Annotated in this window: 21 protein-coding genes and 1 pseudogene; 16 read left to right on the forward strand and 6 right to left on the reverse strand. The window is 59.6% G+C overall.

The window, feature by feature from the left end; genetic code table 11:
- Positions 1-276: 276 nt before the first annotated feature.
- On the reverse strand, positions 277-2,208 hold the full coding sequence (dibA, locus tag L9Z73_RS01055) for a phosphodiesterase DibA (protein WP_247395724.1): 1,932 nt from the start codon (positions 2,206-2,208) through the stop codon (positions 277-279).
- A 166-nt stretch (positions 2,209-2,374) separates the two neighbouring features.
- Here dibA and desA point away from each other — a divergent pair, with 166 nt between their 5' ends.
- The 12 genes and pseudogenes from desA (at position 2,375) to L9Z73_RS01115 (ending at position 14,228) form a co-directional block, all read left to right on the forward strand.
- Positions 2,375-3,559, forward strand: coding sequence for a delta-9 fatty acid desaturase DesA (gene desA / locus L9Z73_RS01060; RefSeq protein ID WP_247395725.1), 1,185 nt, complete (start codon positions 2,375-2,377; stop codon positions 3,557-3,559).
- 201 nt (positions 3,560-3,760) lie between these two features.
- Complete coding sequence (locus L9Z73_RS01065) at positions 3,761-4,762, forward strand: GGDEF domain-containing protein (RefSeq protein ID WP_247395726.1); 1,002 nt, start codon at positions 3,761-3,763, stop codon at positions 4,760-4,762.
- Positions 4,763-4,941: 179 nt separating this feature from the next.
- Positions 4,942-5,601, forward strand: a pseudogene (locus tag L9Z73_RS01070) (NAD(+) kinase); the annotation flags it as partial.
- Positions 5,601-6,572 carry a metallophosphoesterase gene (locus L9Z73_RS01075; RefSeq protein ID WP_247395727.1) on the forward strand — a complete coding sequence of 324 codons (972 nt, stop codon included), beginning with the start codon at positions 5,601-5,603 and terminating at the stop codon, positions 6,570-6,572. The pseudogene L9Z73_RS01070 and the gene L9Z73_RS01075, both read left to right, overlap by 1 nt.
- On the forward strand, positions 6,569-7,441 hold the full coding sequence (locus tag L9Z73_RS01080) for a rhomboid family intramembrane serine protease (RefSeq protein ID WP_247395728.1): 873 nt from the start codon (positions 6,569-6,571) through the stop codon (positions 7,439-7,441). The genes L9Z73_RS01075 and L9Z73_RS01080 overlap by 4 nt, the downstream gene beginning before the upstream one ends.
- Positions 7,442-7,453: 12 nt before the next feature.
- Entirely contained in the window at positions 7,454-7,714 is a 261-nt protein-coding gene (locus tag L9Z73_RS01085) for a YeaC family protein (protein WP_247395729.1), read from the forward strand.
- Positions 7,711-8,541, forward strand: coding sequence for a DUF2797 domain-containing protein (locus L9Z73_RS01090; protein ID WP_247395731.1), 831 nt, complete (start codon positions 7,711-7,713; stop codon positions 8,539-8,541). The genes L9Z73_RS01085 and L9Z73_RS01090 overlap by 4 nt, the downstream gene beginning before the upstream one ends.
- 13 nt (positions 8,542-8,554) lie before the next feature.
- Positions 8,555-11,212, forward strand: a complete 2,658-nt coding sequence (gene pepN / locus L9Z73_RS01095) for an aminopeptidase N (RefSeq protein ID WP_247395732.1) — start codon at positions 8,555-8,557, stop codon at positions 11,210-11,212.
- A 133-nt stretch (positions 11,213-11,345) separates the two neighbouring features.
- Entirely contained in the window at positions 11,346-12,062 is a 717-nt protein-coding gene (locus L9Z73_RS01100; RefSeq protein WP_247395734.1) for a helix-turn-helix transcriptional regulator, read from the forward strand.
- Positions 12,063-12,113: 51 nt separating this feature from the next.
- Positions 12,114-12,449 (forward strand): nuclear transport factor 2 family protein, encoded by a 336-nt coding sequence (locus tag L9Z73_RS01105; protein WP_247395736.1) that lies wholly within the window; start codon positions 12,114-12,116, stop codon positions 12,447-12,449.
- A 15-nt stretch (positions 12,450-12,464) separates the two neighbouring features.
- Positions 12,465-13,571, forward strand: coding sequence for a cell division protein ZapE (zapE, locus tag L9Z73_RS01110; RefSeq protein ID WP_247395763.1), 1,107 nt, complete (start codon positions 12,465-12,467; stop codon positions 13,569-13,571).
- 165 nt (positions 13,572-13,736) lie between these two features.
- Positions 13,737-14,228: a GNAT family N-acetyltransferase gene (locus L9Z73_RS01115; protein WP_247395738.1), complete on the forward strand. Its 492-nt coding sequence runs from the start codon at positions 13,737-13,739 to the stop codon at positions 14,226-14,228.
- Between the two features lie 99 nt (positions 14,229-14,327).
- On the opposite strand, the gene L9Z73_RS01120 is transcribed toward L9Z73_RS01115, so the two are convergent.
- The 4 genes from L9Z73_RS01120 to L9Z73_RS01135 form a co-directional block, all read right to left on the reverse strand.
- The gene (locus L9Z73_RS01120) at positions 14,328-14,549 is read right to left on the reverse strand and encodes a hypothetical protein (RefSeq protein WP_247395740.1); all 222 of its coding nucleotides are present in this window, start codon (positions 14,547-14,549) and stop codon (positions 14,328-14,330) included.
- 143 nt (positions 14,550-14,692) lie between these two features.
- On the reverse strand, positions 14,693-16,930 hold the full coding sequence (locus tag L9Z73_RS01125) for a TonB-dependent siderophore receptor (protein WP_247395742.1): 2,238 nt from the start codon (positions 16,928-16,930) through the stop codon (positions 14,693-14,695).
- Between the two features lie 127 nt (positions 16,931-17,057).
- Positions 17,058-18,800, reverse strand: coding sequence for a phosphoethanolamine transferase CptA (locus L9Z73_RS01130; RefSeq protein ID WP_247395744.1), 1,743 nt, complete (start codon positions 18,798-18,800; stop codon positions 17,058-17,060).
- Positions 18,801-18,952: 152 nt separating this feature from the next.
- On the reverse strand, positions 18,953-19,129 hold the full coding sequence (locus L9Z73_RS01135) for a DUF6026 family protein (protein WP_282598482.1): 177 nt from the start codon (positions 19,127-19,129) through the stop codon (positions 18,953-18,955).
- A 269-nt stretch (positions 19,130-19,398) separates the two neighbouring features.
- Here L9Z73_RS01135 and gnd point away from each other — a divergent pair, with 269 nt between their 5' ends.
- From gnd to L9Z73_RS01150, 3 genes are read left to right on the forward strand one after another with little or no spacing between them, the layout of a single operon-like run.
- Positions 19,399-20,382: a phosphogluconate dehydrogenase (NAD(+)-dependent, decarboxylating) gene (gene gnd, locus L9Z73_RS01140; protein WP_247395746.1), complete on the forward strand. Its 984-nt coding sequence runs from the start codon at positions 19,399-19,401 to the stop codon at positions 20,380-20,382.
- Positions 20,379-21,902: a glucose-6-phosphate dehydrogenase gene (zwf, locus tag L9Z73_RS01145; RefSeq protein WP_247395748.1), complete on the forward strand. Its 1,524-nt coding sequence runs from the start codon at positions 20,379-20,381 to the stop codon at positions 21,900-21,902. The genes gnd and zwf overlap by 4 nt, the downstream gene beginning before the upstream one ends.
- A complete protein-coding gene (locus L9Z73_RS01150; RefSeq protein ID WP_247395750.1) occupies positions 21,899-22,747 on the forward strand; it encodes an HAD family hydrolase in 849 nt (282 codons plus the stop codon). The genes zwf and L9Z73_RS01150 overlap by 4 nt, the downstream gene beginning before the upstream one ends.
- A gap of 74 nt (positions 22,748-22,821) precedes the next feature.
- On the opposite strand, the gene L9Z73_RS01155 is transcribed toward L9Z73_RS01150, so the two are convergent.
- Positions 22,822-23,082: a hypothetical protein gene (locus L9Z73_RS01155; RefSeq protein ID WP_247395751.1), complete on the reverse strand. Its 261-nt coding sequence runs from the start codon at positions 23,080-23,082 to the stop codon at positions 22,822-22,824.
- Positions 23,083-23,427: 345 nt separating this feature from the next.
- Between L9Z73_RS01155 and L9Z73_RS01160 the strand changes: the two genes are divergently transcribed.
- The gene (locus L9Z73_RS01160) at positions 23,428-24,753 is read left to right on the forward strand and encodes a sigma-54 dependent transcriptional regulator (RefSeq protein ID WP_247395753.1); all 1,326 of its coding nucleotides are present in this window, start codon (positions 23,428-23,430) and stop codon (positions 24,751-24,753) included.
- Positions 24,754-24,785: the final 32 nt, after the last annotated feature.

Raw genomic sequence — 24,785 nt, forward strand, 5'->3', positions numbered from 1 at the left:
CCGCGCAGTAGCGGCACTGCTTGCGGCGTGAGGGCGATAGTAGATAAGCGCGGATATTCTTAAAAATACTATTTAAGAATGTTTATATAACCAAAAAGAATTTTCTGGCAGGACGCGGGGTTGCGAAGGTTTTGCGGGTGAAAATACTGACGCGCAGACGCTGCTAACCCCCGGGGGAGCCGCGCTTACTCGCGATGAGGGTGTCGACAGGCTGCGAATATTTCGTCTGAAAGTCCCTCATAGAGGACAAGCCCGCGCTCACATTTTGGTGGCGTTTCAAGTCTCGTTCGTGGAGGGTTGTCGAATGACGGGCGCCAGCGCCCAATCGATCTCACTCGCCGGCATCGGTCGCCCAAACCAATACCCCTGCCCCATGCCGCATTCGTGATCCAACAGGAACCGCGCCTGTTCCACCTGTTCAATCCCTTCCGCCTGGACCTGCATGCCCATGCTTTTCGCCAGGGCAATTACCACGCGCACGATGGCGGCGTCGTCTTCATCCCACGGCAACCCGGCAACAAAGCCCTGGTCGATCTTGAGCTTCTGCACCGGCAGGCGCTTGAGGCGCAGCAGCGAGGAATAGCCGGTGCCAAAATCGTCAATGGCCAGGCGCAGGCCAAGCTCGCGCAGGCGGTGCAGTTGCTCCAGGGCCACTTCGGGGTCTTCCATCACTGCGCTTTCGGTGACTTCCAGCTCAAGGTAAGCCGGGTCCAGGCCGGTGTCATGCAGCACCTGGGCGACTTGGTCATACAGCTCACGTCGCGCAAACATGCGGCTGGACACGTTGATCGCCATAAAGCTCAGCGGCGCGCCGTCAGCCAGCCACTGGCACATCTGGGCGCACGCCTGGTGCATGACCCAGGCGTCGATATCGGCAATCAGGCCGGTGCGTTCGGCGATGGGGATGAACTCGACCGGCGGCACCAGGCCACGCTCCGGGTGCTGCCAGCGCACCAGGGCTTCGACGCCGATCAGGCGGCTGGTTTGCAGGTCGTGAACCGGCTGGTAGTAGACACGCAGCTCCTGCTGGTCGAGGGCGCGGCGCAGCTCGCTGGCAATCTCCACGCGGTTCTGGGCGTGGGCGGTCAACTCTTCGGTGTACAACGCGTAGCCTTCACGGCCGACGCTCTTGGCCTTGAACAACGCGGAATCAGCGTTACGCAACAACTGTTCGGCGCTCAGCGCGTCGCTGGGAAAAAGGCTGATGCCAATGCTCGCGCTGATAAACAATTGATGTCCATCAAAAACAAACGGGAGTTTCATCGCATCGAGCATGCGTTGCGCGAACGCGGCGGCTTGCACCACCTGTGGACAATTTTCCGCCAACACCGCGAATTCGTCCCCTCCCAGCCGCGCCAGCGTCACGCCGGGGCCGAACAGGCTTTTCAGGCGTTCACCGACCAATTTGAGCAATTGGTCGCCGACGTTATGGCCAAGGCTGTCGTTGATGATCTTGAAGTGGTCCAGGTCGAGCAGCAGCAACGCACAGCCGCGTTTATGCACTTGCGCCGAAGCCAGCGCCTGCTCGGCGCGGTCGGTGAACAGCAGGCGGTTGGGCAGGTCGGTCAGCGGATCGTGGTGAGCGAGGTGCGCCAGTTCGTGCTCGGAATCCTTGATCGCACTGATATCGGAAAACACCGCGACGTAATGGCTGACCTGGCCCAGGTCATCGTGAATCACCCGGATGGTTTGCCATTGTGGATAAATTTCGCCGCTTTTGCGCCGGTTCCAGATTTCGCCGCTCCACTCGCCGGTCTGCTCCAGAGCCTGGAACATCTGTTGATAAAAACTCGACGAATGGCGGCCGGACTTGAACAGGCTGGGCTGCTCACCCATGACATCTTCGCGCCGGTAGCCGGTGATCGCCATAAAGGCCCGGTTTACATGGACGATCTGCCCCTGGGCATCGGTGACCAGCACCCCTTCGCGGGTGCAATCGAACACGGCAGCGGCCTGGCGCAGGCGTTCGCGGCTCTCTTTCAGCGGTTGCAGCCGTTGGTTGACGTGTGCAAAGCGCGCACAAATCAGGTAAATCACCAGGGCGCTGATGGCCACCCACACGTAGCCGCGCAGCTGCAGCCACCGGTTTAACTCGTCCGGGTTATCGAGAAACTCGATCAATACCCGGTGAGTAAGCACGACCCACAGCAGCGAAACCAGCAGATATACCAACCCTGCGCGCCGGGCCCCTCGGTATGAAAACAACATATGGCCAATAATCCTTACTAAAAAGCTAGATTCGCCCTACAAAGGTTAGGGATTATAGAATAAGAAACATCCGCTCACTTCTATCTGAAAGGTCGGCTGGTTTTCTCTGTAGGCTTAGTGATAATGCGTAAGCTGTTTTTTTCTTTATCTGAGGGCCATACAGCCTATGTGGTACAACGGTTTTCTTGACCTGTCAGCCTGGCAACTGGTGGCAGTCACCCTGTTGATGACCCACGTGACCATCATTGGGGTCACCGTCTATCTGCACCGCTATTCAGCCCATCGCTCCCTGGAGCTCAATGCTGGCCTGAAACACTTCTTCCGCTTCTGGCTGTGGCTGACCACGGCGCAGAACACCCGCGAGTGGACCGCCATCCACCGCAAGCACCACGCCAAATGCGAAACCGTCGACGATCCACACAGTCCCGTCATTAAAGGCCTGTCTACCGTATTGCGCAAAGGCGCCGAGCTCTATCGCGCCGAAGCGGAGAACCCCGAGACCCTGCGCATCTACGGCAAGAACTGCCCGGACGACTGGATCGAACGCAGACTCTACACGCCTTACCCGCTGCTGGGTGTGGCAATCATGGGTGTGATCGATCTTCTGCTGTTCGGCACCATCGGTATCACTGTCTGGGCGATCCAGATGATGTGGATTCCATTCTGGGCCGCCGGTGTGATCAACGGCCTGGGCCATGCCGTGGGCTATCGCAACTTCGAATGCCGGGACGCGGCGACCAACCTGGTGCCGTGGGGCATCATTGTGGGCGGTGAAGAGCTGCACAACAACCACCACACCTACCCCAACTCCGCCAAGCTGTCGGTGAAGAAATGGGAGTTCGACCTCGGCTGGGCGTGGATCAAACTGTTCAGCTTCCTGCGCCTGGCCAAGGTGCAGCGTGTCGCGCCGATCGCCCACCGCGTGGAAGGCAAGGGCCACCTGGACATGGACACCGCCATGGCGATCCTCAACAACCGTTTCCAGATCATGGCCCAGTACCGCAAGCTGGTGATCGGCCCGCTGGTCAAGCAGGAACTGGAGAAGGTCGATCACTCGGTGCGCCACCAGTTCCACCGTGCCAAGCGTCTGCTGTCGCGGGAAACCAGCCTGCTGGATGACCGTCACCACCTGCGTATCCAGAGCATGCTGGAACACAGTCAGGCCCTGAAAGTGATCTACGAAAAGCGTCTGGCCCTGCAGCAGATCTGGCTCAAAACCAGCTCCAACGGCCACGATATGCTGGCCGCGATCAAGGAGTGGGTGCATGAGGCCGAGGCCAGCGGCATCCAGTCCCTGCGCGATTTTGCCCACCAACTGAAGACTTATTCGTTGCGCCCAGCAGCGGTGTGAACACGCCGGGGGAAGGCTTGCCTTCCCCCCGCGATCACTTTTTTGACGCCATTCTCCAGACACCCCTTAATCCGTCAAAATCGCCCCCGATGACGGAACTTAGACGCAATTCACCCCTCTCAAACAACACTTCGCCATCATGGCGGCCCCTTGTTGTGACCGCTGCTGAACCCTGCGGCGCGCCCAGAGAGAGTTGTGCCGATGGTCCAAAAAAAGACTCACCTACTCGATCCCCCGACCGCTGAAACCCCACGCCCCCCTACCGCAGCGAACTTGCTGGCGTTGATGCACGCCCAGGGCGAGGTCGAGCGGCTGAGTGAGCGTGAACAATTACTGAGTTCACTGCTGGTCAGCGTGAGTGCGGTGCTATGGGCCATCGACTGGGAGTCGCGGCGCGTGCTGTATGTGAGCCCGGCGTATGAGCGGGTGTTCGGCCGTTCAGCCGGCCTGCTGCTGGCCGACCACCGGGAATGGCGCAACAGCATTCATCCCGAAGACCTCGACTACGCCGAACACAGCCTGGCCCGCGTGCTGGAGCAAGGCGCCGTGGAAGACCGCGAGTACCGCATCATCACGGCCGACGGGCAGATTCGCTGGCTCAGCGACAAGTGCTATATCAACCAGCAGGTCGAGCCGGGTGAACCGTTGATTGTGGTCGGCATGGCCGAGGACATCACCGACAAGAAACAAATGGAGCTGGAGCTGCACCGTCTGGCCACCACCGATGCGCTGACCCAGAGCAGCAACCGCCGGCACTTTTTCGAATGCGCCAACCAGGCCTTCGACAGTGCCTGCGCCCAGGCTTCGCCGCTGGCGTTCCTGCTGCTGGACATCGATGACTTCAAGGACGTCAACGACACCTACGGCCACCTGGAGGGCGATCAGGTGTTGCGGCGCATCGCCGAGAGCGGTCGTAGCGTATTACGCCGTGGCGACTTGTTCGGGCGCATTGGCGGCGAAGAGTTCGCCGCCGTACTCCCCGGTTGCGCGCCGGATACGGCCCTGCAAGTCGCAGAACGGCTTGGCAAGGAAATCCAGGCGTTGAGCTTCAGCTATGACGGCCATGCGTTTACCGTGACGGTCAGCCAGGGGCTGGCCAGCCTCAACGAGCAAGACTCGACCTTGAACAGCCTGTTCGGCCGCGCGGACGCCGCCATGTACGAGGCCAAGCGCCTGGGCAAAAACCGCGTGGTTGCTGGCTAGAGAGGATCAACACAGATCAAATGTGCGAGTGGGCTTGCCCCCTCCCACATTTGAATTGCATCGCCCTCTAGGCCTTGCGCAACCTCATCAGCTCCGACAACCCCACCTTGAGCAAGCGCGCGGTTTTGCTCCTGGCCAGTGCTTCCAGCACTTCATGCTCGGTCAACCGCGCCATCTGCGCCGCCCGGGCGCTGGCGCGGCATAACGTGCCGGTGTTGGGGATTAACCGTGGCAGCCTGGGGTTCCTGACCGATATTCGTCCCGATGAGCTGGAAGTTGAAGTGGCCAAGGTGCTCGACGGCCATTACCTGGTGGAGAACCGTTTCCTGCTGCAGGCCGAAGTGCGTCGCCACGGCGAAGCCATTGGCCAGGGCGATGCCCTCAACGATGTGGTGCTGCACCCCGGCAAATCCACGCGGATGATCGAATTCGAGTTGTATATCGACGGCCAGTTCGTGTGCAGCCAAAAGGCCGATGGCCTGATCGTCGCCACGCCCACCGGCTCTACCGCCTATGCGCTGTCGGCGGGTGGACCGATCATGCACCCCAAGCTTGATGCCATTGTGATTGTGCCGATGTACCCCCATATGTTGTCCAGCAGGCCTATCGTGGTCGACGGCAACAGTGAGCTGAAAATCGTGGTTTCCAAAGACATGCAGATTTACCCGCAAGTCTCCTGTGACGGGCAGAACCACTTCACCTGCGCCCCCGGCGACACCATCACCGTGAGTAAAAAGGCGCAGAAGCTGCGGCTGATCCATCCGCTGGACCACAACTACTACGAAGTGTGCCGCACCAAGTTGGGCTGGGGCAGCCGCTTGGGGGGTGGAGGCGACTGATGCTCGATCCCGCGCGTAGCTACGACCTGATTGGCGATGTGCACGGTTGCGCCCATACGCTTGAGCACTTGCTCGACCAGTTGGGCTACCACAAGCACGCTGGCACCTGGTGTCATCCGTCGCGCATGGCGGTGTTCCTCGGCGACATCATCGACCGTGGCCCGCGGATTCGCGAGGCGCTGCACATCGTCCATGACATGGCCGAGGCCGGGCAGGCGTTATGCATCATGGGCAACCACGAGTTCAATGCCCTGGGCTGGGCCACGCCCGCGCCGCCGGGCAGCGGCAAGCAGTTCGTGCGCGAACACACGCCACGGCACGAGCGGTTGATCCACGAGACCTTGACCCAATTCGAGCATCACCCGGGCGACTGGCACGACTTCCTTGGCTGGTTCTATGACATGCCGCTGTTTGTCGACGCCGGACGTTTCCGCGTGGTGCATGCGTGCTGGGATGACGGGTTTATCCAGCCGCTGCGCGCGACTTTTCCCGACGGCTGCATCGATCAGCATTTCCTGCAGGCCGCCGCCGTACCGGGCAGTTTCGCCTGCAATGCCTTTGATCGCCTGCTGCGCGGCACCGACATGCGTCTGCCGGACGGTTTGACCTTGACCGGCGGCGATGGCCTGACGCGTTCGTTCTTTCGCACCAAGTTCTGGGAAGAAGACCCAAAAACCTACGGCGACATCGTGTTCCAGCCCGACGCGTTGCCGGAGCCCGTGGCGCGGACACCGTTGTCGTCTTCTGAAAAGAACTCCCTGCTGCGCTACGGCGTCGACGAGCCTGTGCTGTTCGTCGGGCATTACTGGCGCAGCGGCAAACCTGCGCCGATCCGTCCGAACCTGGCCTGCCTGGACTACAGCGCGGTGCTGTACGGCAAGCTGGTGGCGTATCGACTGGATCAGGAAACCCGCCTCGATCCGCATAAATTCGTATGGGTCGACGTTGAGCGACCCGAGGTAATTACATGAGTGCCGTGCCCGTATTACGCTTGCCGCTGAGCGTCGACCTGGGTGGCTTCGTCAAACTGCTGCAACGCATGCAGGTGCCCCATCGCGTCAGTGAAGAAGCGGGCGAGCAGGTGTTGTGGGTGCCCGCGACCATCAGTGACGACGTGCGCGTCTTGTATCAACGTTTTCCGGCCGGCGATCCGGACCAGCAACTGGATATTCCCGAGCAGGCGCCGGTCACGCGCCCAAGTTTTGTTCAGCAAGTACGCCACAGCCCGGTGACGGCGCTGGTGCTGCTGGCGAGCCTGATCGTCGGCGCGGTGACCTTGCTCGGTGAAAACCTGCAAGCCATGAGCTGGCTGACCTTCCTGCAGTTCAGGGTGATGGGTGAGTACATCCAGTTCACGCCGCTGGCCGATACATTGGCCTCGGGCCAGTGGTGGCGGCTGGTCACGCCGATGCTGATCCACTTCGGCATCCTGCACCTGGCCATGAATGGCATGTGGTACTGGGAGCTGGGGCGACGCATTGAAGCGCGCCAGGGCAGTATCAACCTGCTGGGCCTGACGCTGTTGTTCAGCCTGGCCTCCAACTTCGCTCAATACACCTATGGCGGCCCGGGCCTGTTTGGTGGCTTGTCCGGCGTGTTGTATGGGCTGCTGGGACACTGCTGGATCTATCAACTCCTCTCGCCCAACCCGGCCTATCGCCTGCCCCGTGGGGTACTGGTGATGATGCTGGTGTGGTTGTTGCTGTGCCTGTCGGGGCTGGTCTCGATGATCGGTTTCGGCGAAATCGCCAACGCGGCCCATGTCGGCGGCCTGGCCATCGGTTGCCTGACCGGCTTGTTGGGCGGTTTGTACAGTCGTCGCAAATCCACTATTCGTTAAGGAAGAGCCTGAATGTCCTCTTTTGCTGAAATGATCGAAAACATCACCCCGGACATCTACGAGAGCCTCAAGCTCGCCGTCGAAATCGGCAAATGGTCCGACGGCCGCAAGCTCACCGCCGAACAGCGTGAGCTGTCGTTGCAAGCGATGATCGCCTGGGAAATCCAGAACGTGCCGGAAGACCAGCGCACCGGTTACATGGGCCCGCAGGAATGCCAGTCTAAGTCGACCACCGTGCCGAACATCCTGTTTAAGTCGGATGCGATCCATTGATTGAAATTGGTCGCGGTGCAGTCAGCAAAATGTCGGCGCAACTCGGTGAGCCGACTGTTCAATACGCGTTTCGTCTGGGCGATACCGAGGTGCCGGTCAACCCCTTGATCGGCACCCATGTGCGCCTGGAATACCTCGGTGCGATCCATTGCAGCCATTGCGGCCGCAAGACCAAGACCAGCTTCAGCCAGGGTTATTGCTACCCGTGCATGACCAAACTGGCCCAGTGCGACCTGTGCATCATGAGCCCCGAGCGTTGTCATTACGCCGCCGGCACCTGCCGTGATCCGGCGTGGGGCGAGCAGTTCTGCATGACCGACCATGTGGTTTACCTGGCCAATTCGTCGGGCATCAAGGTCGGCATCACCCGCGCCACCCAATTGCCGACGCGTTGGCTGGATCAGGGCGCCAGCCAGGCGCTGCCGATCGTGCGTGTGTCCACGCGCCAGCAGTCCGGTTTCGTCGAAGACCTGTTCCGCAGCCAGGTGGCCGACAAGACCAACTGGCGTGCCTTGCTCAAGGGCGATGCGCAATCGGTCGACCTCAAGCAGGTGCGCGATGAGCTGTTTGCGTCTTGCGCCGACGGCCTGGTGAGTTTGCAGGAACGCTTTGGCCTGCAAGCCATCCAAACGATTGCCGACATTGAACCGATCGAAATCCGTTACCCGATTGAGCAATATCCGACCAAGATCGTCAGTTTCAACCTGGACAAGAACCCGATTGCCGAAGGCACGTTGCTGGGGATCAAGGGCCAATACCTGATCTTCGACACCGGCGTCATCAATATTCGTAAGTACACGGCCTACCAGCTTGCCGTGCATCAGTAAAAGGATGCCACCCATGCGCACCGAACAACCGAAGATGATTTACCTGAAGGACTATCAGGCGCCGGACTACCTGATCGACGAGACGCACCTGACCTTCGAGTTGTTCGAGGACCACAGCCTGGTCCACGCGCAGTTGGTGATGCGCCGCAACCCCGAGCGTGGCGCCGGCTTACCGCCGTTGGTGCTGGACGGCCAGCAGCTCGAGCTGTTGAGCGTGAACCTGGCTGACCAGGAATTGACGGACGCTGACTATCAGTTGACCGACAGCCACCTGACCGTGCAGCCCACGAGTGAGGCCTTCACCCTCGATACTACTGTCAAGATCCACCCGGAAACCAACACCGCCCTCGAAGGCTTGTACAAGTCCGGCGGCATGTTCTGCACGCAGTGCGAGGCCGAAGGGTTCCGCAAGATCACTTACTACCTCGACCGTCCGGACGTGATGAGTACCTTCACCACCACTGTGATCGCCGAGCAACACAGCTACCCGGTGCTGCTGTCCAACGGCAACCCGATTGCCAGTGGTCCTGGCGAAGACGGCCGTCACTGGGCCACTTGGGAAGACCCGTTCAAGAAGCCGGCGTACCTGTTCGCGCTGGTGGCCGGTGATTTGTGGTGTGTCGAAGACAGCTTCACCACCATGACCAGCCGTACCGTGGCACTGCGTATCTATGTCGAGCCGGAAAATATCGACAAGTGCCCGCACGCCATGATCAGCTTGAAAAAATCCATGCGCTGGGATGAAGAGACCTACGGCCGGGAGTACGACCTCGACATCTTCATGATCGTCGCCGTCAACGACTTCAACATGGGCGCCATGGAGAACAAAGGCCTCAATATCTTCAACTCCAGCGCCGTGCTGGCCCGCGCCGAAACCGCCACCGACGCCGCACACCAGCGGGTCGAGGCGATCGTCGCCCATGAGTACTTCCACAACTGGTCGGGCAACCGCGTGACCTGTCGCGACTGGTTCCAACTGTCGCTCAAGGAAGGTTTCACCGTGTTCCGCGACTCGTGCTTCTCTGCGGACATGAACTCGGCCACGGTCAAACGCATCCAGGATGTGGCATACCTGCGCACTCACCAGTTCGCCGAAGACGCCGGCCCCATGGCCCACGCCGTGCGCCCGGATAGCTTTATCGAAATTTCCAACTTCTACACCCTGACCGTGTACGAAAAGGGCTCGGAAGTGGTCGGTATGATCCACACCTTGCTCGGCGCCGAAGGCTTCCGCAAAGGCAGCGACCTTTATTTCGAACGCCATGACGGTCAGGCCGTGACCTGCGACGACTTCATCAAGGCCATGGAAGACGCCAACGGCGCCGACCTCAGCCAGTTCAAGCGGTGGTACAGTCAGGCTGGTACGCCGCGCTTGGCGGTGAGCGAGTCCTACGATGCGGCGGCCAAAACCTACAGCCTGACTTTCCGCCAGAGCTGCCCGGAAACACCGGACAAGGTGGAAAAACTGCCGTTCGTGATGCCAGTGGCATTGGGCCTGCTGGACGCCAAGGGCGCCGCTATCGCGTTGCGCCTGGTCGGTGAGGCAAGCGCTGTCGGCACGTCCCGGGTGATTTCGGTGACCGAGGCCGAGCAGACCTTCACCTTCGTCGATATCGTCGAACAACCACTGCCTTCGCTGCTGCGCGGTTTCTCGGCGCCGGTCAAACTGAGCTTCCCATACACCCGTGATCAGCTGATGTTTCTGATGCAGCACGACAGCGACGGCTTCAATCGCTGGGATGCCGGCCAGCAACTGTCGGTGCAGGTGTTGCAGGAGCTGATTGGCCAGTATCAAGCGGGTCAGCCGCTGAAGCTGGATCAGCGCCTGATCGACGCATTGCGCACGGTATTGAGCGATGAAAGCCTGGACCAGGCGATGGTCGCGGAAATGCTCTCGCTGCCAGGCGAAGCCTACCTGACGGAAATCAGTGAAGTGGCCGATGTCGACGCCATTCACACCGCTCGCGAGTTTGCCCGCAAGCAACTGGCCGACCACCTGTTTGAAGGCTTGTGGCTGCGTTACCGGGCCAACCGCGAACTCTCCAAGCAAACCCCGTATGTGGCGGCTGCCGAACACTTTGCCCGGCGTGCCTTGCAGAACATTGCGCTGTCGTACCTGATGCTCAGCGGCAAGCCGCAAGTGCTGGCGGCAACGTTGGACCAGTTCGACACCAGCGACAACATGACCGAACGCCTGACCGCATTGGCCGTGTTGGTGAATTCGCCGTTCGAGGCGGAAAAAGCCAAGGCCCTGGCGACGTTTGCCGAAAACTTCAAGGACAACCCGCTGGTCATGGACCAGTGGTTCAGCGTGCAGGCCGGCAGCGTGTTGCCGGGCGGGCTGGCACGGGTCAAGGCGTTGATGGAGCATCCGGCGTTCACTATCAAGAACCCGAACAAAGTGCGCGCGCTGGTGGGCGCGTTTGCCGGGCAGAACCTGATCAACTTCCACGCTGCGGACGGTTCGGGCTATCGCTTCCTGGCGGACCTGGTGATTCAGTTGAACGGCTTCAACCCGCAGATCGCCTCGCGCCAGTTGGCGCCGTTGACCCGCTGGCGCAAATACGACAGCGCGCGGCAGGCGCTGATGAAGGCGGAGCTGGAGCGTATTCGTGGCTGCGGTGAGCTGTCGAGCGATGTGTTCGAGGTGGTCAGCAAGAGCCTTGCGTAAACCCCGTAATAAAAAAAACGGCCGGCAGGCCGTTTTTTTTCGCCCCGGATAATTGGCGGCCGAGCTGCTGCTGACATTTTCTGACAGGGTGCTCTGATAAGCTGCGCCACTTTCCTTTTCCGGTGGGCTCAATGTGTCGCGTACCACTCGTCTACTGACTTTGCTCCAGGCCCTGCGGGGCAAGAAACGTCCGGTGACCGCCGCCGTGCTGGCGGCACAGTTGGAGGTGTCCGAGCGCACGCTGTATCGCGACATCGCCGAATTGACCGCGCTGGGGGCGCCGATTTTTGGCGAGGCCGGGGTAGGGTATGTGCTGCGCAGCGGGCTGTTTCTGCCGCCATTGATGCTCAACGCCGAGGAAACCGAAGCCATCGTGCTCGGCCTGCGCTATGTGGATCAGCGTGGCGACGACGTCTTGAGCCATGCTGCGGCCAATGCCTTGGCGAAAATTGCCGACGTGCTGGACCCCGCCGCCCAGGAAGCGTTGCGCAACCCGACGCTGCTACCTGGCCCGCCAGGGTTTGGCTACCCGGAAAACCGAGTACCGCTCAATGTGTTTCGCGAAGCCATTCGCAATCAGGCCAAATTGCACGTCGATTACGCCGATGCGAGCCAGACTCAGAGCCAACGGCTGATCTGGCCCCTGGCGCTGGGCTTTCTCAATGAGGTGCGGGTGATTGTGGCCTGGTGCGAACTGCGCGGCGCGTATCGTACCTTTCGCACCGACCGCGTGGCGGCCGCCGAGGCCCGCGGCGAGCGTTATCCGGGACGCCGCAGTGACTGGCTGCGGGCCTGGCGCAAGTTGATGGAGCAGCAGCAATCCTCGCCGTTTACTCCTGACAAAAACTGACACAGCCTTGGTTTAGCATCGCGTCATAAATCACCACAAAGGAGCTGTGACATGTCCCTCGCAGAACTGGCCCCGGCCATCGCGGCCTATATTGCGGCAACCAATGCCCGCGACACCTCGGCCGTCGCCCACTGTTTTGCCGACGACGCCAACGTGTTCGATGAAGGCACGCACCAGGTCGGCACCGCTGCCATCGCACGTTGGATGGAAGACACCGCGCAGCGTTATCAGCCCAGGGTCGAAGTGCTTAACGTGCAGCATCGTACCGGCAAGGTATTGGTCAACAATGTGGTTTCCGGTAACTTCCCCGGTAGCCCGCTGGAGCTGCGCTATACCTTTCGCTTGAATGAACAGGGCAAGATTTCACGGCTGGATATCTCCTTGTAAGTCATAATGGCGCGCATGACTTTCGACTCGCCTCTCGCTGCTTATCAATACGCCACTGCCCAGTTGGGCTTCGTCGCCGACGATGCCCAGCGCCGCGCCGTGGATGCCCTGCAGGCCTGCCACCAGGCCTTGCATCAGGGGCGCTCGCCGATCCTCGGGGTTTACCTCTGGGGGCCGGTGGGGCGGGGCAAAACCTGGTTGATGGACCAGTTCTACCTTAGCCTGCGCGTGCCGGCGCGGCGCCAACATTTTCATCACTTCATGGGCTGGGTACACCAGCGTTCGTTCCAGCTCACCGGCACCCATGACCCGTTGCAAGCGTTGGCCCGTGAGTTGGCCCAAGAGGTGCGCGTGCTGTGCTTTGACGAGTTGTTCGTCAATGACATCGGTGACGCAATCATCCTCGGCCGCTTGTTCCAGGTGATGTTCGAAGAAGGCGTGGTGATGGTTTGCACGTCCAATCAACCGCCCGAGCAGCTCTATGCCGGCGGCTTCAATCGCGAGCGCTTCCTGCCGGGCATTGCGGCGATCAAGCAGCACATGCAAGTGGTTGCGGTAGACGGTGGCGAAGACCATCGCTTGCACCCGGGTGTCGGCGTGCAGCGCTATTGGGTCGATCAACCGGATGCACTGGCCGCGGTGTTCAAGCAATTGAGCGAGGGCCAAGCGGTGCGCCATGGGATGGTCAGTGTCGGTCATCGCTGCATTGTGGCGGTGCAGGCCAGCGACACGGTGCTGTGGTGCCGGTATGCCGACCTGTGCGAGCAACCTTTGGCGGCGATGGATTTCATGCTGCTGTGTGATCGTTTCAAGGCGATCCTGCTGGGAGAGGTCCCCAACCTGAGTGCGCAAAAGCGTCCGGGGCGGATCGCCCGAGGCACCGAGGACGGTGTCCAGCGGGTGGCGGCCGGTGATCGCGAGCTGCCCGAGTTGTCAGTACACGATGACAGCGTGCGGCGCTTTATCGCCCTGGTGGATGAATGCTACGACCGCAAGGTGCCACTGTTCATCGAGGCTAAAGTGCCGTTGGATAGCCTCTATACCGAAGGCTATCTGGAATTCCCTTTCAGGCGAACCTTGAGCCGCTTGCAGGAGATGCAATTGCAGCGCTTTGGGGTGTAGGAAAAAGCCTCGTGCAAGGCCTATAGCGGCTTTCGATGCGGATAACCTTCGCGCTTTCCGGCAGCTTTTTGTAGCTAATCTCCTTCATCTAGCGCCTGCTCCACGCTTACAATCGTCCTCCTCAGAGGGAGCTGATTCCCTTGTTTGTCGTTATCGAGGAAGGAAATGGACACCCCTGACATCCTGGTGCTGCAAGCCAGCTACACCAATCCTGTGCATGCCGAGGCCATCGCCCTGGTGCTCAATCATTACGCTGAAGACCCTATGGGTGGCGGCCACAGCCTGCCAGCCGACCTGCTGCAACAACTGCCGGCTGAACTGGCCAAGCGCCCGCATGCGTTCAGTGTCTTGGCATTCGTGGGCGGCGAGCCTGCGGGGTTGGTCAATTGCTTTGAAGGGTTTTCCACCTTCGCCTGCCGCCCGCTGGTCAATGTCCATGATGTGGCCGTGATGAATCAGTTTCGGGGCCTGGGGCTGAGCCAGAAAATGCTGCAGAAGGTCGAGGAAATCGCCCGTCAGCGTGGCTGCTGCAAGATCACTTTGGAAGTGCTCGAGGGCAATGCTGTGGCGCAAGCGGCGTACCGCAAGTACGGTTTTGACGACTCGGTATTTGATCCGGCCCATGGGCGTATGTTGTTTTGGAATAAGCCGTTGTAATAAGTCACAGGCAAAAAAGGCGCCATTCAATGGCGCCAAGTTAACCTTTGCCAACGGAGCGAAATGGCACAGGGTAATGCGAATTAAGTAACGCTTAAATTAACTTTTGGGTTGTGGCTCTGCACTTGATTGATCAACAGTATCGCGCTTTAACGTCTTGCCGTCGGCGGACGCTGTTTGTTCATTGGTGCCATGAGTTTTCTGCTGCATGAAGGTGAAGTTGTTGTAGAACTCCTTCGAGCGCTCCGATCCGCCTTCTGCGAAAGCGGCCGCGGAGGTCAGGGTTATCAGGCCAGCAAGCATCAAAGTCGAGAGTTTCATCAAAGTGTTCCCAGTCAGTGTGATCGGTGTCCGTTCGGTCCTTGATCAGAGTCATGGGGCGATTGTGCGGGTAACTTATTAAGCGGGCATTAACGTGGGGAACACCCAAAGTTAACAATATCGTTAACTTCGGGTGAGGGTGGTTAGAGTTTCCAGTCCAGTGCCAAGTTTATCGAGCGAGGGTCCCCCCAGTACACGCCATTATAAAAGCCGACGCGTTCATAATATTTTTTATCGAACAGGTTGTTGACGTTAACCGAAGCCGAAACATGTTCGTCGAACTGGTAGCGCGACATCAGGTTGACCACGGTGTAGGCCTGCTGGCTGATCTTGGTGGCTTCGGTGAGCAGGTAGCCATCCTGGTCCCGACCGCCGATCGGCCGATCGGCGAAGTCGTAGAAGTCGCTCTGCCAGTTCACCGCGCCGCCCACCGTCAAGCCGCGCCATGCACCTGGCAGGCGATAGGCCGTCGACATCTTCAGCATGTTCATCGGCTGGTCGGTGTTGTTGCGCTGCTTATCGCCGTTGAGCGAATGGGTGTAGGTGTAGCCCGCCGTGAGGTTCCAGTCCGGCAGGATTTCGCCCGATACCTCCACTTCAAAGCCTTGCACCTTGTTGCCTTTGCCGCCGGATTTGTAGAACTGCTCGCGGGTGACCGGGTCCGGCGGGGCCGCATTGTCGAGTTCGGCGACGTTATCCTGGGTGCTCCAGAAATACGCTGTGGACAGGTTCAAGCGCTCATTGAGCAGGCCGCCCTTGAGGCCGATTTCATAGTTGCTGCCGACCACCGGTTCGAGATATTTCTTGCTGGCATCTCGCTCGTTCTGCGGGTTGAAAATATCGGTGTAGCTGGCGTACACCGTGTATTCGGGCGTCAGGTCGTAGAGCAGGCCTGCGTAAGGTGTCCACATATCCGTGTGGGTCTGGCTGGATTTGGTTGAGGCGGTCAATTGGTTATCGAGGTTGTATTTGGGAGAGACGCTTTCTGTTTCCCAACTGCCATATCGGCTGCCCAGTACTGCGTGCCACTTTTCGGTCAGGCTCAAACGTGTGGCGAGGTAGCCGGCCTTCTGTTTTTTGCTGCCGTGTTCACCCTTGAGGCCGGTGGTGCGGTCGGCGAATTTGCCGATGCCGCCCATGTGCTTCCAGTCTTCGATGGTTTCGTAGCCTTGGGGCGTTACAAAACGTTGGAAGGGGGACGTGTCGCGCTGCTCGGATTCGCCATAACCCACCATCAACTCATGTTCGCGCCCCAACAGCGAATAGGCACCCGCCAGGTTAAAGTCCATCGCATCCATTTTCGAGGTGCCAACCATCTGGTTGGTCCAGGCCGTCATGCCGCTGCCATCTGCATTCGGAAAACCGGCGCCGCCGTAATATACCTTGCCGTCGGTATCGCTTTGCCGATGGGTGTATGCGGCTTTCAGGCGCCAGTCCGTCGACAGGTTGTGGTCGATGGAGGCGAAGGTGGTCTTGTCCTTCAGTGGCCAGGAACTCCAGTCGGCGGCGAGGTTGGCCGAGCGCGAGAGATTGGCCTTGCTACCGTCGCTGTTCCAGTAGGGCAGGGTGCCCCAGGAAGTGCCTTGTACGTGTTTGTTCTGGTAGTCGAAGCCTACGGCTACCACGGTGTCTTCCGTCAGGTCGGCTTCCAGAATGCCGTAGCCCACTTCCCGTTGCAGCGCGTAGTTGTCGCGAAAGGATTGGCTGTCACGGTAAGCCATCACCGTGCGCCCGCGCAGCCGTCCGTCAAAGGCCAGTGGGCCGCCCACATCCAGGTAGCTGTAGTAGTTGTCATGGCTTGCGCCGCTGACGCCGGTCTTGGCTTGCCACTGCGCGGTCGGGCGTTTGCGGATCATGTTGACGGTGGCGGAGGGATCGCCGGCACCGGTCGTTAGCCCGGTGGCGCCGCGTACTACTTCGATACGGTCGTAGATGATGGTGTCCGAGTCGGACTTCATGCGCCCGAACGTATTGAGCATGCCATCCACCTGGAAGTTATTGATCGAATAACCCCTGGAGGAATAACTGGCCCGGTCCGAATCCAGATGCTGAACCGTCACGCCGGTGGTCTGGCGCAAGGCGTCGGTCAGGGTATTGAGATTGAAATCGTCCATCTGCTGGCGGGTGACCACCGAAATGGATTGAGGGGTTTCCTTGATCGACAGGTTCAGCCGGGTAGCGGTGCTCATCGAGCCGGTCGTGTAGGCCCCGGTGTGCTCGGTATTGGCACCCAGGACTTCGGCGGTGATGTTGGTGCTGCCTAGCTCCAGCGTGGGGGTCGGTATCTGTTCGGGGTCGGTTTCAGCCAGCAGGCCCGGGCTCAGCGCCAGGCTGAACAGGCTGAGGGTAAAGGTCATGGAGCGGGTAAAGGGCGCGAACATCGCGGAAGACTCCTTGTCGTCTTTGCGGCCTTCTCAGTAAGAGAAGGCCTTGGCTCAAAGACGAAAGGAGGCGCGGAACTTTAGGTTTAAACGAGAACGATTGTTATCTTTCTGTTGCGAAGCCTGTTTACTTGAGCACCACGTTGGCAGTGTCGGCCGTCTTCGGTTTGATCAGGCTGAAGTCGATCAGGGCTTTCTGCTGGCGCTCGTAGGGGTTGCCGATCAACAACGGGCGCGGTTTGAAGCTGTCGCTGACCAGGCTTTTGCTGTGGTCCAGCTCATCGAAACTCAGACCGGCCAAGTCAGCCCAGGTGTGGATCAGCTGCGAGCTGCTGTAGGGCCGTTGCAGGTCGCCGGCAAATTTCCAGTCGTGGCTTTCGCGCCATTTCGGTGAGGCGTAGGCCATGAATGGGATGGTGTACATCGGCGCTGTCGGCTTGCCTTCGTTACGGCCCAGGGTGCTGTGGCCTGCGGAGTCGAACACGTCTTCACCATGGTCCGACAGGTACAGCAGGAAACCGTTGGGGTCGGTCTTGGCGTAGTCCTTGATCAGGCTTGATACCACGAAGTCGTTGTACAGCACCGCGTTGTCATAGCTGTTGTAGATCGGCAACTGCGCATCGCTGATAGCGTCCGGAACGCCCTGGCGATCGGTGAACTTCTCGAAGGTTGGCGGATAGCGGTACTGGTAGCTCATGTGCGTGCCCAGCAGGTGGACCACGATGAGCTTGCGCTCGGCGGTGTCGGCCAGGGCCTTGGCGAAGGGCGCCAGCACGTCACCGTCGTATTGGCGGGCGTTCTGGTTGCGGTTGTTGTTCAGGTAGACCTGCTCGTCGGCCTGTTCGGAAAAGGTCGTGAGCATGGTGTTGCGCTTGGTCATGGTCTGCTGGTTGGTGATCCAGAAGGTCTTGTAACCGGCCTGCTTCATCACGCTGACAATCGACGGCGTCTTGAGGTAGAGGTCAGGGTTCTCTTCGTCGGCGAAGGTCAGTACCTGTTGCAGCGCTTCAATCGTGTAGGGGCGAGGGGTAATGACGTTGTCGAACACCGCCAACTGGTCACGCAATTTGTCCAGTTCCGGCGTGGTACTGCGCGGATAGCCATAGAGGCTCATGCGCTGACGGTTGGTGGACTCGCCGATCACCAGCACCAGGGTCGAAGGCTGGCCGGCCATGCTGTCCTTGAGGTTTTTCAACGGCGGGATCTGGCTGGCGCTGGTCAGCATGCCTTGCATGTTGTCCAGTTGCTCGGTGTAGCGGCGGTAGGCGACGATCATCTGCCACGGTACAGCTGGCTCGATGCGGGTTTCGAAGCGGTCGATGGCCAGTTCCATGGTTTCGCTCGTGGCGATCTGCTTGACCAGCGGGTAGCCGACGACGGCCAGCACAATGGCTGTCGCGGCCAGTATCGACTGACCGCGAGGCAGGTAAACCGGGCGCAAGCGCGTCCACAGGAAGATGGCGAAGGCGGTGTGCGCAATGAAAGCCAGCACGATCCACCAGGCGAAATATTGGGTGGCGTATTCGCCCGCTTCAGAAATGTTCGACTCGAACATGATGAAGATGACGCTCTGGGAGAATTCCTGCTGATAGATGAAGAAATAACCCAGGCTGGCCATGGAGCAAGCCCACAGCACCACACCAATCACTGCGGCGAGCAGGCGTGTATGGCGCGCGAACAGCAACATAGGCGCCAACCACAGCGCGCTCATGAAGAAGGCTTGGCGAAAGCCACTGAAGCCGGAAGTGCCGGTCAGTTGAATCAGCAGTTGGGTAATACCCGAGAAGTACCAGAAAAACAGGAACAGCCAACCCAAGCCGGCCCAATCAAAACCTTTCGCAGACGTAGTGCTGCGTTTGAACATCGCCATCCAGCGCTCCAACCCGATAATTTTTCAGCTGATGCGCAGGGAAGCACGCAACAGAGGCCGCCCTTGTGTGAGGCGGCCCTTCGGGCGGGAGTATCGTGACGGGAATGTGAAAAATTCGTGAGTTTTTTGTAAGGATTACCTTACAACGTCACTCAGCAGAGGGCGGGCTGTGGGCTGGAAGGCTGATCCAGCTGGCCTTGCAGGTGTGAGCGCAGGCGCAAGACTTCCTGTTGCAGTTGGTCGCGTTCGGCCTTCAATTGGCGCAACTCGTCACGACGGATGCTGACGTAGAGGGTCTGTGGCGGGCGGGTCATCTGTGCTGTGCTCATTGCTTACCTCGCAAATAGCCGGTAGATCGCGGTGCCAGAACGCATGATTCAAGATTCTCGGCATCAGTCGGAAGCAATTCTGAATTCTTTTCAGTATCAATGGAACTTTTTTATTTTTAGTGGTCGTGTGACTTTTGCGGGAGTGATGGTGAAATGCTGGCTACTTTTTTGTGATGAAACTACACCGATCCGCTCTGGACTAACCCTCATTAGCCTCGTTGCGCTATAAACTATGCCACACATTTTTTAGTAGTTAGGAGCATCAGCACATGCAACTGGGGATTATTGGACTAGGCCGCATGGGCGGTAATATTGCGCGGCGCCTGATGCTCAACGGGCATACCACCGTTGTTTACGACCGTAACGAAGCATTTGTCAAAGGCCTGAGCGAAGAGGGCGCCACCGGCGTCGCCGATTTGAAGGCGCTGGTTGCCGGGCTGCAAAAGCCTCGCGCCGTGTGGGTGATGCTGCCGGCAGGCGACCCCACCGAAAACACTATCAATGAGTTGAGCGAGCTGTTGGACGACGGTGACGTGATCATCGACGGCGGCAACACCAACTACAAGGACGACGTGCGTCGCGCCAAGGCCCTGTCGGAAAAAGGCCTGCACTATGTCGACGTCGGCACCTCGGGTGGCGTATGGGGCCTGGAGCGTGGCTACTGCATGATGATCGGTGGCGATACCGAGACCGTGCAACGCCTTGACCCGATCTTCGCCAGCCTGGCGCCGGGCCTGGGTTCCATCCCGCGTACCAAGGACCGCTCCGCCGCCGCAGACCCCCGCGCCGAGCACGGTTACATTCATGCCGGCCCTGCGGGTTCGGGGCACTTCGTAAAGATGATTCACAACGGCATCGAGTACGGGATGATGCAGGCGTTTGCCGAAGGCTTTGACATCCTCAAGACCAAAAACTCGGAAAACCTGGCCGAAGACCAGCGCTTTGACCTGAATGTTGCCGATATCGCCGAAGTCTGGCGCCGTGGCAGCGTGGTGTCGTCCTGGCTGCTGGACCTGACCGCCGACGCCTTGGCCACCGACCCTAAACTCGACGGCTACTCCGGCTCGGTTGCCGACAGCGGTGAAGGCCGCTGGACCATCGAAGCTGCCATGGAACAAGCCGTGCCGGTGCCGGTGTTGTCCACGTCGTTGTTTGCGCGTTTCCGCTCGCGCCAGCAGAGCACCTACGGTGACAAGATGTTGTCTGCCATGCGCTTTGGCTTCGGCGGTCACGTGGAGACTTCCAAAAAATGACCGCCAACGGCAAGAAATCCAAGGCCGAACCCGCGCCCCCCACTACGCTGTTTCTGTTTGGCGCCCATGGCGACCTGGTCAAGCGCCTGCTCATGCCAGCGCTGTATAACCTGAGTCGTGACGGGCTGCTGGGCAATGGCCTGCGCATTGTCGGCGTTGATCACAACGCTATCAGCGATGCCGACTTTGCCAAGAAACTCGAGGACTTCATTCGCACCGAAGCCGCGAGCAAGGTCAAGGGCAATGCCGACAACGCACTGGACCCACAGCTGTGGGCGCAGTTGGCCAACGGTATCAGCTACGTCGAAGGTGATTTCCTCGACGACGGCACCTACGCCGACATCGCCAAGAAAATCACCGACAGCGGCACCGGCAATGCGGTGTTCTACCTGGCTACCGCGCCGCGCTTCTTCGGTGAAGTGGTGCAGCGCCTGGGCAGTGCCGGTCTGCTGACGGAAACCGATGATCATTTCCGCCGCGTGGTGATCGAAAAGCCGTTCGGTTCCGATCTGGCCACCGCCGAAGCCTTGAACGCCTGTTTGCTCAAGGTGATGAGCGAGAAGCAGATCTATCGCATCGACCACTATCTGGGCAAGGAAACGGTACAGAACATCCTGATCAGCCGTTTCTCCAACGTGTTGTTCGAAGCGTTCTGGAACAACCATTACATCGATCACGTACAAATCACCGCCGCCGAAACCGTCGGCGTGGAAACCCGGGGCAATTTCTTCGAAAAAACCGGGACCCTGCGCGACATGGTGCCAAACCACCTGTTCCAACTGTTGGCGATGGTCGCAATGGAACCGCCGGCGGCGTTTGGCGCCGACGCAGTGCGGGGTGAAAAGGCCAAGGTGATCGGTGCCGTGCGCCCCTGGTCCGCAGCGGATGCGCGGGCTAATTCGGTGCGTGGGCAGTACGCCGCCGGTGAGATTGGCGGCAAGCAGGTGCCCGGCTACCGCGAAGAAGCCAATGTCGCGCCTGACAGCAGCACCGAGACGTTCGTCGCCCTGAAAGTGATGATCGACAACTGGCGCTGGGTAGGCGTGCCGTTCTACCTGCGCACCGGCAAGCGCATGAGCATTCGCGATACCGAGATCGTGATCTGCTTCAAGCCAGCACCCTATGCGCAGTTCCGCGACACTGAGGTGAGTGAACTCAAGCCCACTTTCCTCAAAATCCAGATCCAGCCCAACGAAGGCATGTGGTTCGACCTGCTGGCGAAAAGGCCAGGGCCGACCTTGGACATGGCTAACATTGAGTTGGGGTTTGCCTACGAAGACTTCTTCGAAATGCAGCCGTCGACGGGTTACGAAACCTTGATCTACGACTGCATGACCGGCGATCAGACCCTGTTCCAGCGCGCCGACAACATCGAAAATGGCTGGCGTGCGGTGCAGCCGTTTCTCGATGCGTGGAAGGAAGACGACGGGATTCAGGCCTACAAGGCCGGTGAAGATGGCCCGGCAGCGGCCGATGCGTTGCTGGCCCGCGATGGCCGTGCCTGGCACTCGCTCGGATGAGTGACCCAACGAATCATCCCATCCGGTTTGTGTTGAGTGATATGGACGGCACTTTATTGCGTCCGGATCACACCCCGACCCAGCGCACCCTTTCAACGGTTCGCGCTTTGCGTGAAGCCGGCGTGTTGTTCAGCCTTGCGAGCGGGCGTCCGCCCAAGGCCATGTTGCAGATGATCCAAGCGTTTGGCATCGACGTGCCAGTGGCGGGCTTCAATGGCGGCACGCTGGTCAACCCTGACGGAACTGTGCTGGTGGCGCACCGCCTGCCGGCGGAGGCGGCGCTGGTGACATTGGCGCTGTTCTCCGGGGAGCCGGACGTGGAGGTCTGGCTGTTTGCCGACGGCGAATGGCTGCGGCGCGATCCGCCTGGGCCGATGGTCGCGGTTGAAACCGCTGGCCTGGGGTATGGGCCGTTGGTGGTGGAGAGTTTCGAACCTTACCTGGATCGGGTCGACAAGATCGTCGCCGCCAGTCGCAACACGCAATTGCTGGTGGAGCTGGAAGCGCAATTGCAGCCCAAGGTGCAGGGTTTGGCCCAAGTGTCGCGTTCGCAACCGATCTACCTGGATGTAACCGCCATGAAGGCCAACAAAGGCGAGGCCTTGAAAACCTTGGCCGCGCACCTCGGTGTGCCGTTGGCACAGACGGCGGTCATCGGCGATGGTGGCAACGACCCGGCGATGTTTCATGTAGCCGGGTTGTCGATTGCCATGGGCCAGGCTGAAGAAGCCGTCAAGCGCCAAGCCGATGTCGTCACCGGCAGCAATCTCGAGGACGGTGCGGCGCAAGCGATCGAGCGGTTTATTCTCAAAGTGCCACACGCAGTGTTCGATACGCCAAGTTAGAGCATCGGCGTTTTAATACTGAACTGGCGAGCCCTGCCGTTTACAGCGCAGTGCTCGCCAGTTGCAGCTTCGAATTACTTCGGCATGGCCCAGGATTGCAACTGGTGGCCATCTTTATCGAGCTCGGCGCGCGCCTGCAACAACAAGTTTTCTAGTTGCGCCGGGTCGGTATAGGTACTCGATGACAGCTGTTTAGTGCCGATACGGGTATTGGTGCGGTCGATGACGCTCAGGCTGAGGGCACCGTTGCCATCATGCCAGGCCACGCACTGGAAGGGCCGGAAAGCACGGTCTGCGATCAAAAGAGCTTCGTTGATGCGGAGCGGGGCGTTCATGTAGGTCTTCTCTCTAAATGCCCAATCAAGTGAGTGCCGTCGGTTGGGCTGACCGTGCGGCGAGTTACTTGTACTGATGCGCGATGGCGGGGTACGGGTCACATGTTAGAGCAACAAATTTCAACTTTCCGTGATTAGCATCATGTAAGCGGCTGTTTTGAAAGCCGAATACGGTACTCAGCGGGAACGGCTTTTTTTGTGGGAAGTGACGGTGGAGTGGCTTTTTGCCAAGACATATAGCAAAACGATACAAGGCAACTGTCAAGATTTTGATACTGTAACTTACAAACATCGCAAATCTTTGTTTATAAATAACTTTAGCAATTCTGGCGCCAAGGAATAGTCATGATTGGTACACCTGCGCAACGCCGCTTGCTCGTGGTCGACCCCTGTGATGACTGCCATGAGCTGTTGCCAGGCTTGCGTGCGGCGGGATGGGAAGTGGACAGCTGTACGTTGGCGGCCGTGGGTGATCGATCCTGCGATGTGGGTTTGCTGCGTTTGCAGCCGTATCACCTGGAGCGGCCCGAAGCCGTCAAGGAGCTGATCAGCCGCAGCGGCACTGAGTGGATCGCGGTGCTCACCCAGGACGTGTTGCGGCTGCAGAATGTCGGGGATTTTGTCTGCGAATGGTTTTTTGACTTTCATACCTTGCCGTTTGATGTGTCCCGGGTGCAGGTCACCCTTGGCCGCGCCTTTGGCATGGCAAGGCTGCGGGGCAAGGGCTACACCGCAGTGGACGAGCCCGAACATGAGCTGCTGGGCGACAGCCGACCGATCCGCGAGCTGCGCAAGTTGTTGTCCAAGCTGGCGCCCACCGAGTCCACGGTGCTGATCCGCGGCGACAGCGGCACCGGCAAAGAGCTGGTGGCCAAGACCCTGCACCGCCAATCCCAGCGCCATGCCAAGCCATTTGTTGCGATCAACTGCGGTGCGATCCCCGAACACCTGATCCAATCCGAACTGTTTGGTCACGAAAAGGGCGCATTTACTGGCGCCCATCAGCGTAAGGTCGGGCGGATCGAGGCGGCCAATGGTGGCACGCTGTTTCTTGATGAGATCGGCGATTTGCCGATGGAGCTGCAGGCCAACCTGCTGCGATTCCTGCAGGAAAAACAGATCGAGCGCGTCGGCGGCAGCCAGCCCATCCCGGTGGATGTGCGGGTGCTGGCGGCGACTCACGTCGACCTGGAAGCCGCCGTGGCAAAGGGTACGTTTCGTGAAGACTTGTATTACCGTTTGAATGTACTGCAAGTGGTCACTGCGCCGTTGCGCGAGCGCCACGGCGACGTTGCCATGCTGGCCAACCACTTTGCGCGTTTCTACAGCCAGGAAACCGGGCGCCGTCCGCGCAGTTTCAGCGAAGACGCGCTGGTGGCAATGGGGCAACACCCTTGGCCGGGCAATGTGCGTGAACTGGCCAACCGCGTGCGCCGAGGCCTGGTACTGGCCGAGGGGCGGCAAATCGAAGCCGTTGATCTGGGTTTGCAAGGTCAGCAGGCAATTTCGTCGCCGATGGCTACACTGGAAGATTACAAACACCGCGCCGAACGCCAGGCGCTGTGCGATGTGCTCAACCGGCACAGCGACAACCTGAGTGTCGCGGCCCGTGTGCTGGGGATTTCCCGGCCGACGTTCTACCGGTTATTGCACAAACACCAGATCCGCTAGGGCGGGTAAACCGAAAAGCCCCGCAACGACCC

This window comes from Pseudomonas emilianonis (assembly GCF_023072625.1).
In the GTDB taxonomy this organism is placed as follows: domain Bacteria; phylum Pseudomonadota; class Gammaproteobacteria; order Pseudomonadales; family Pseudomonadaceae; genus Aquipseudomonas; species Aquipseudomonas paraveronii.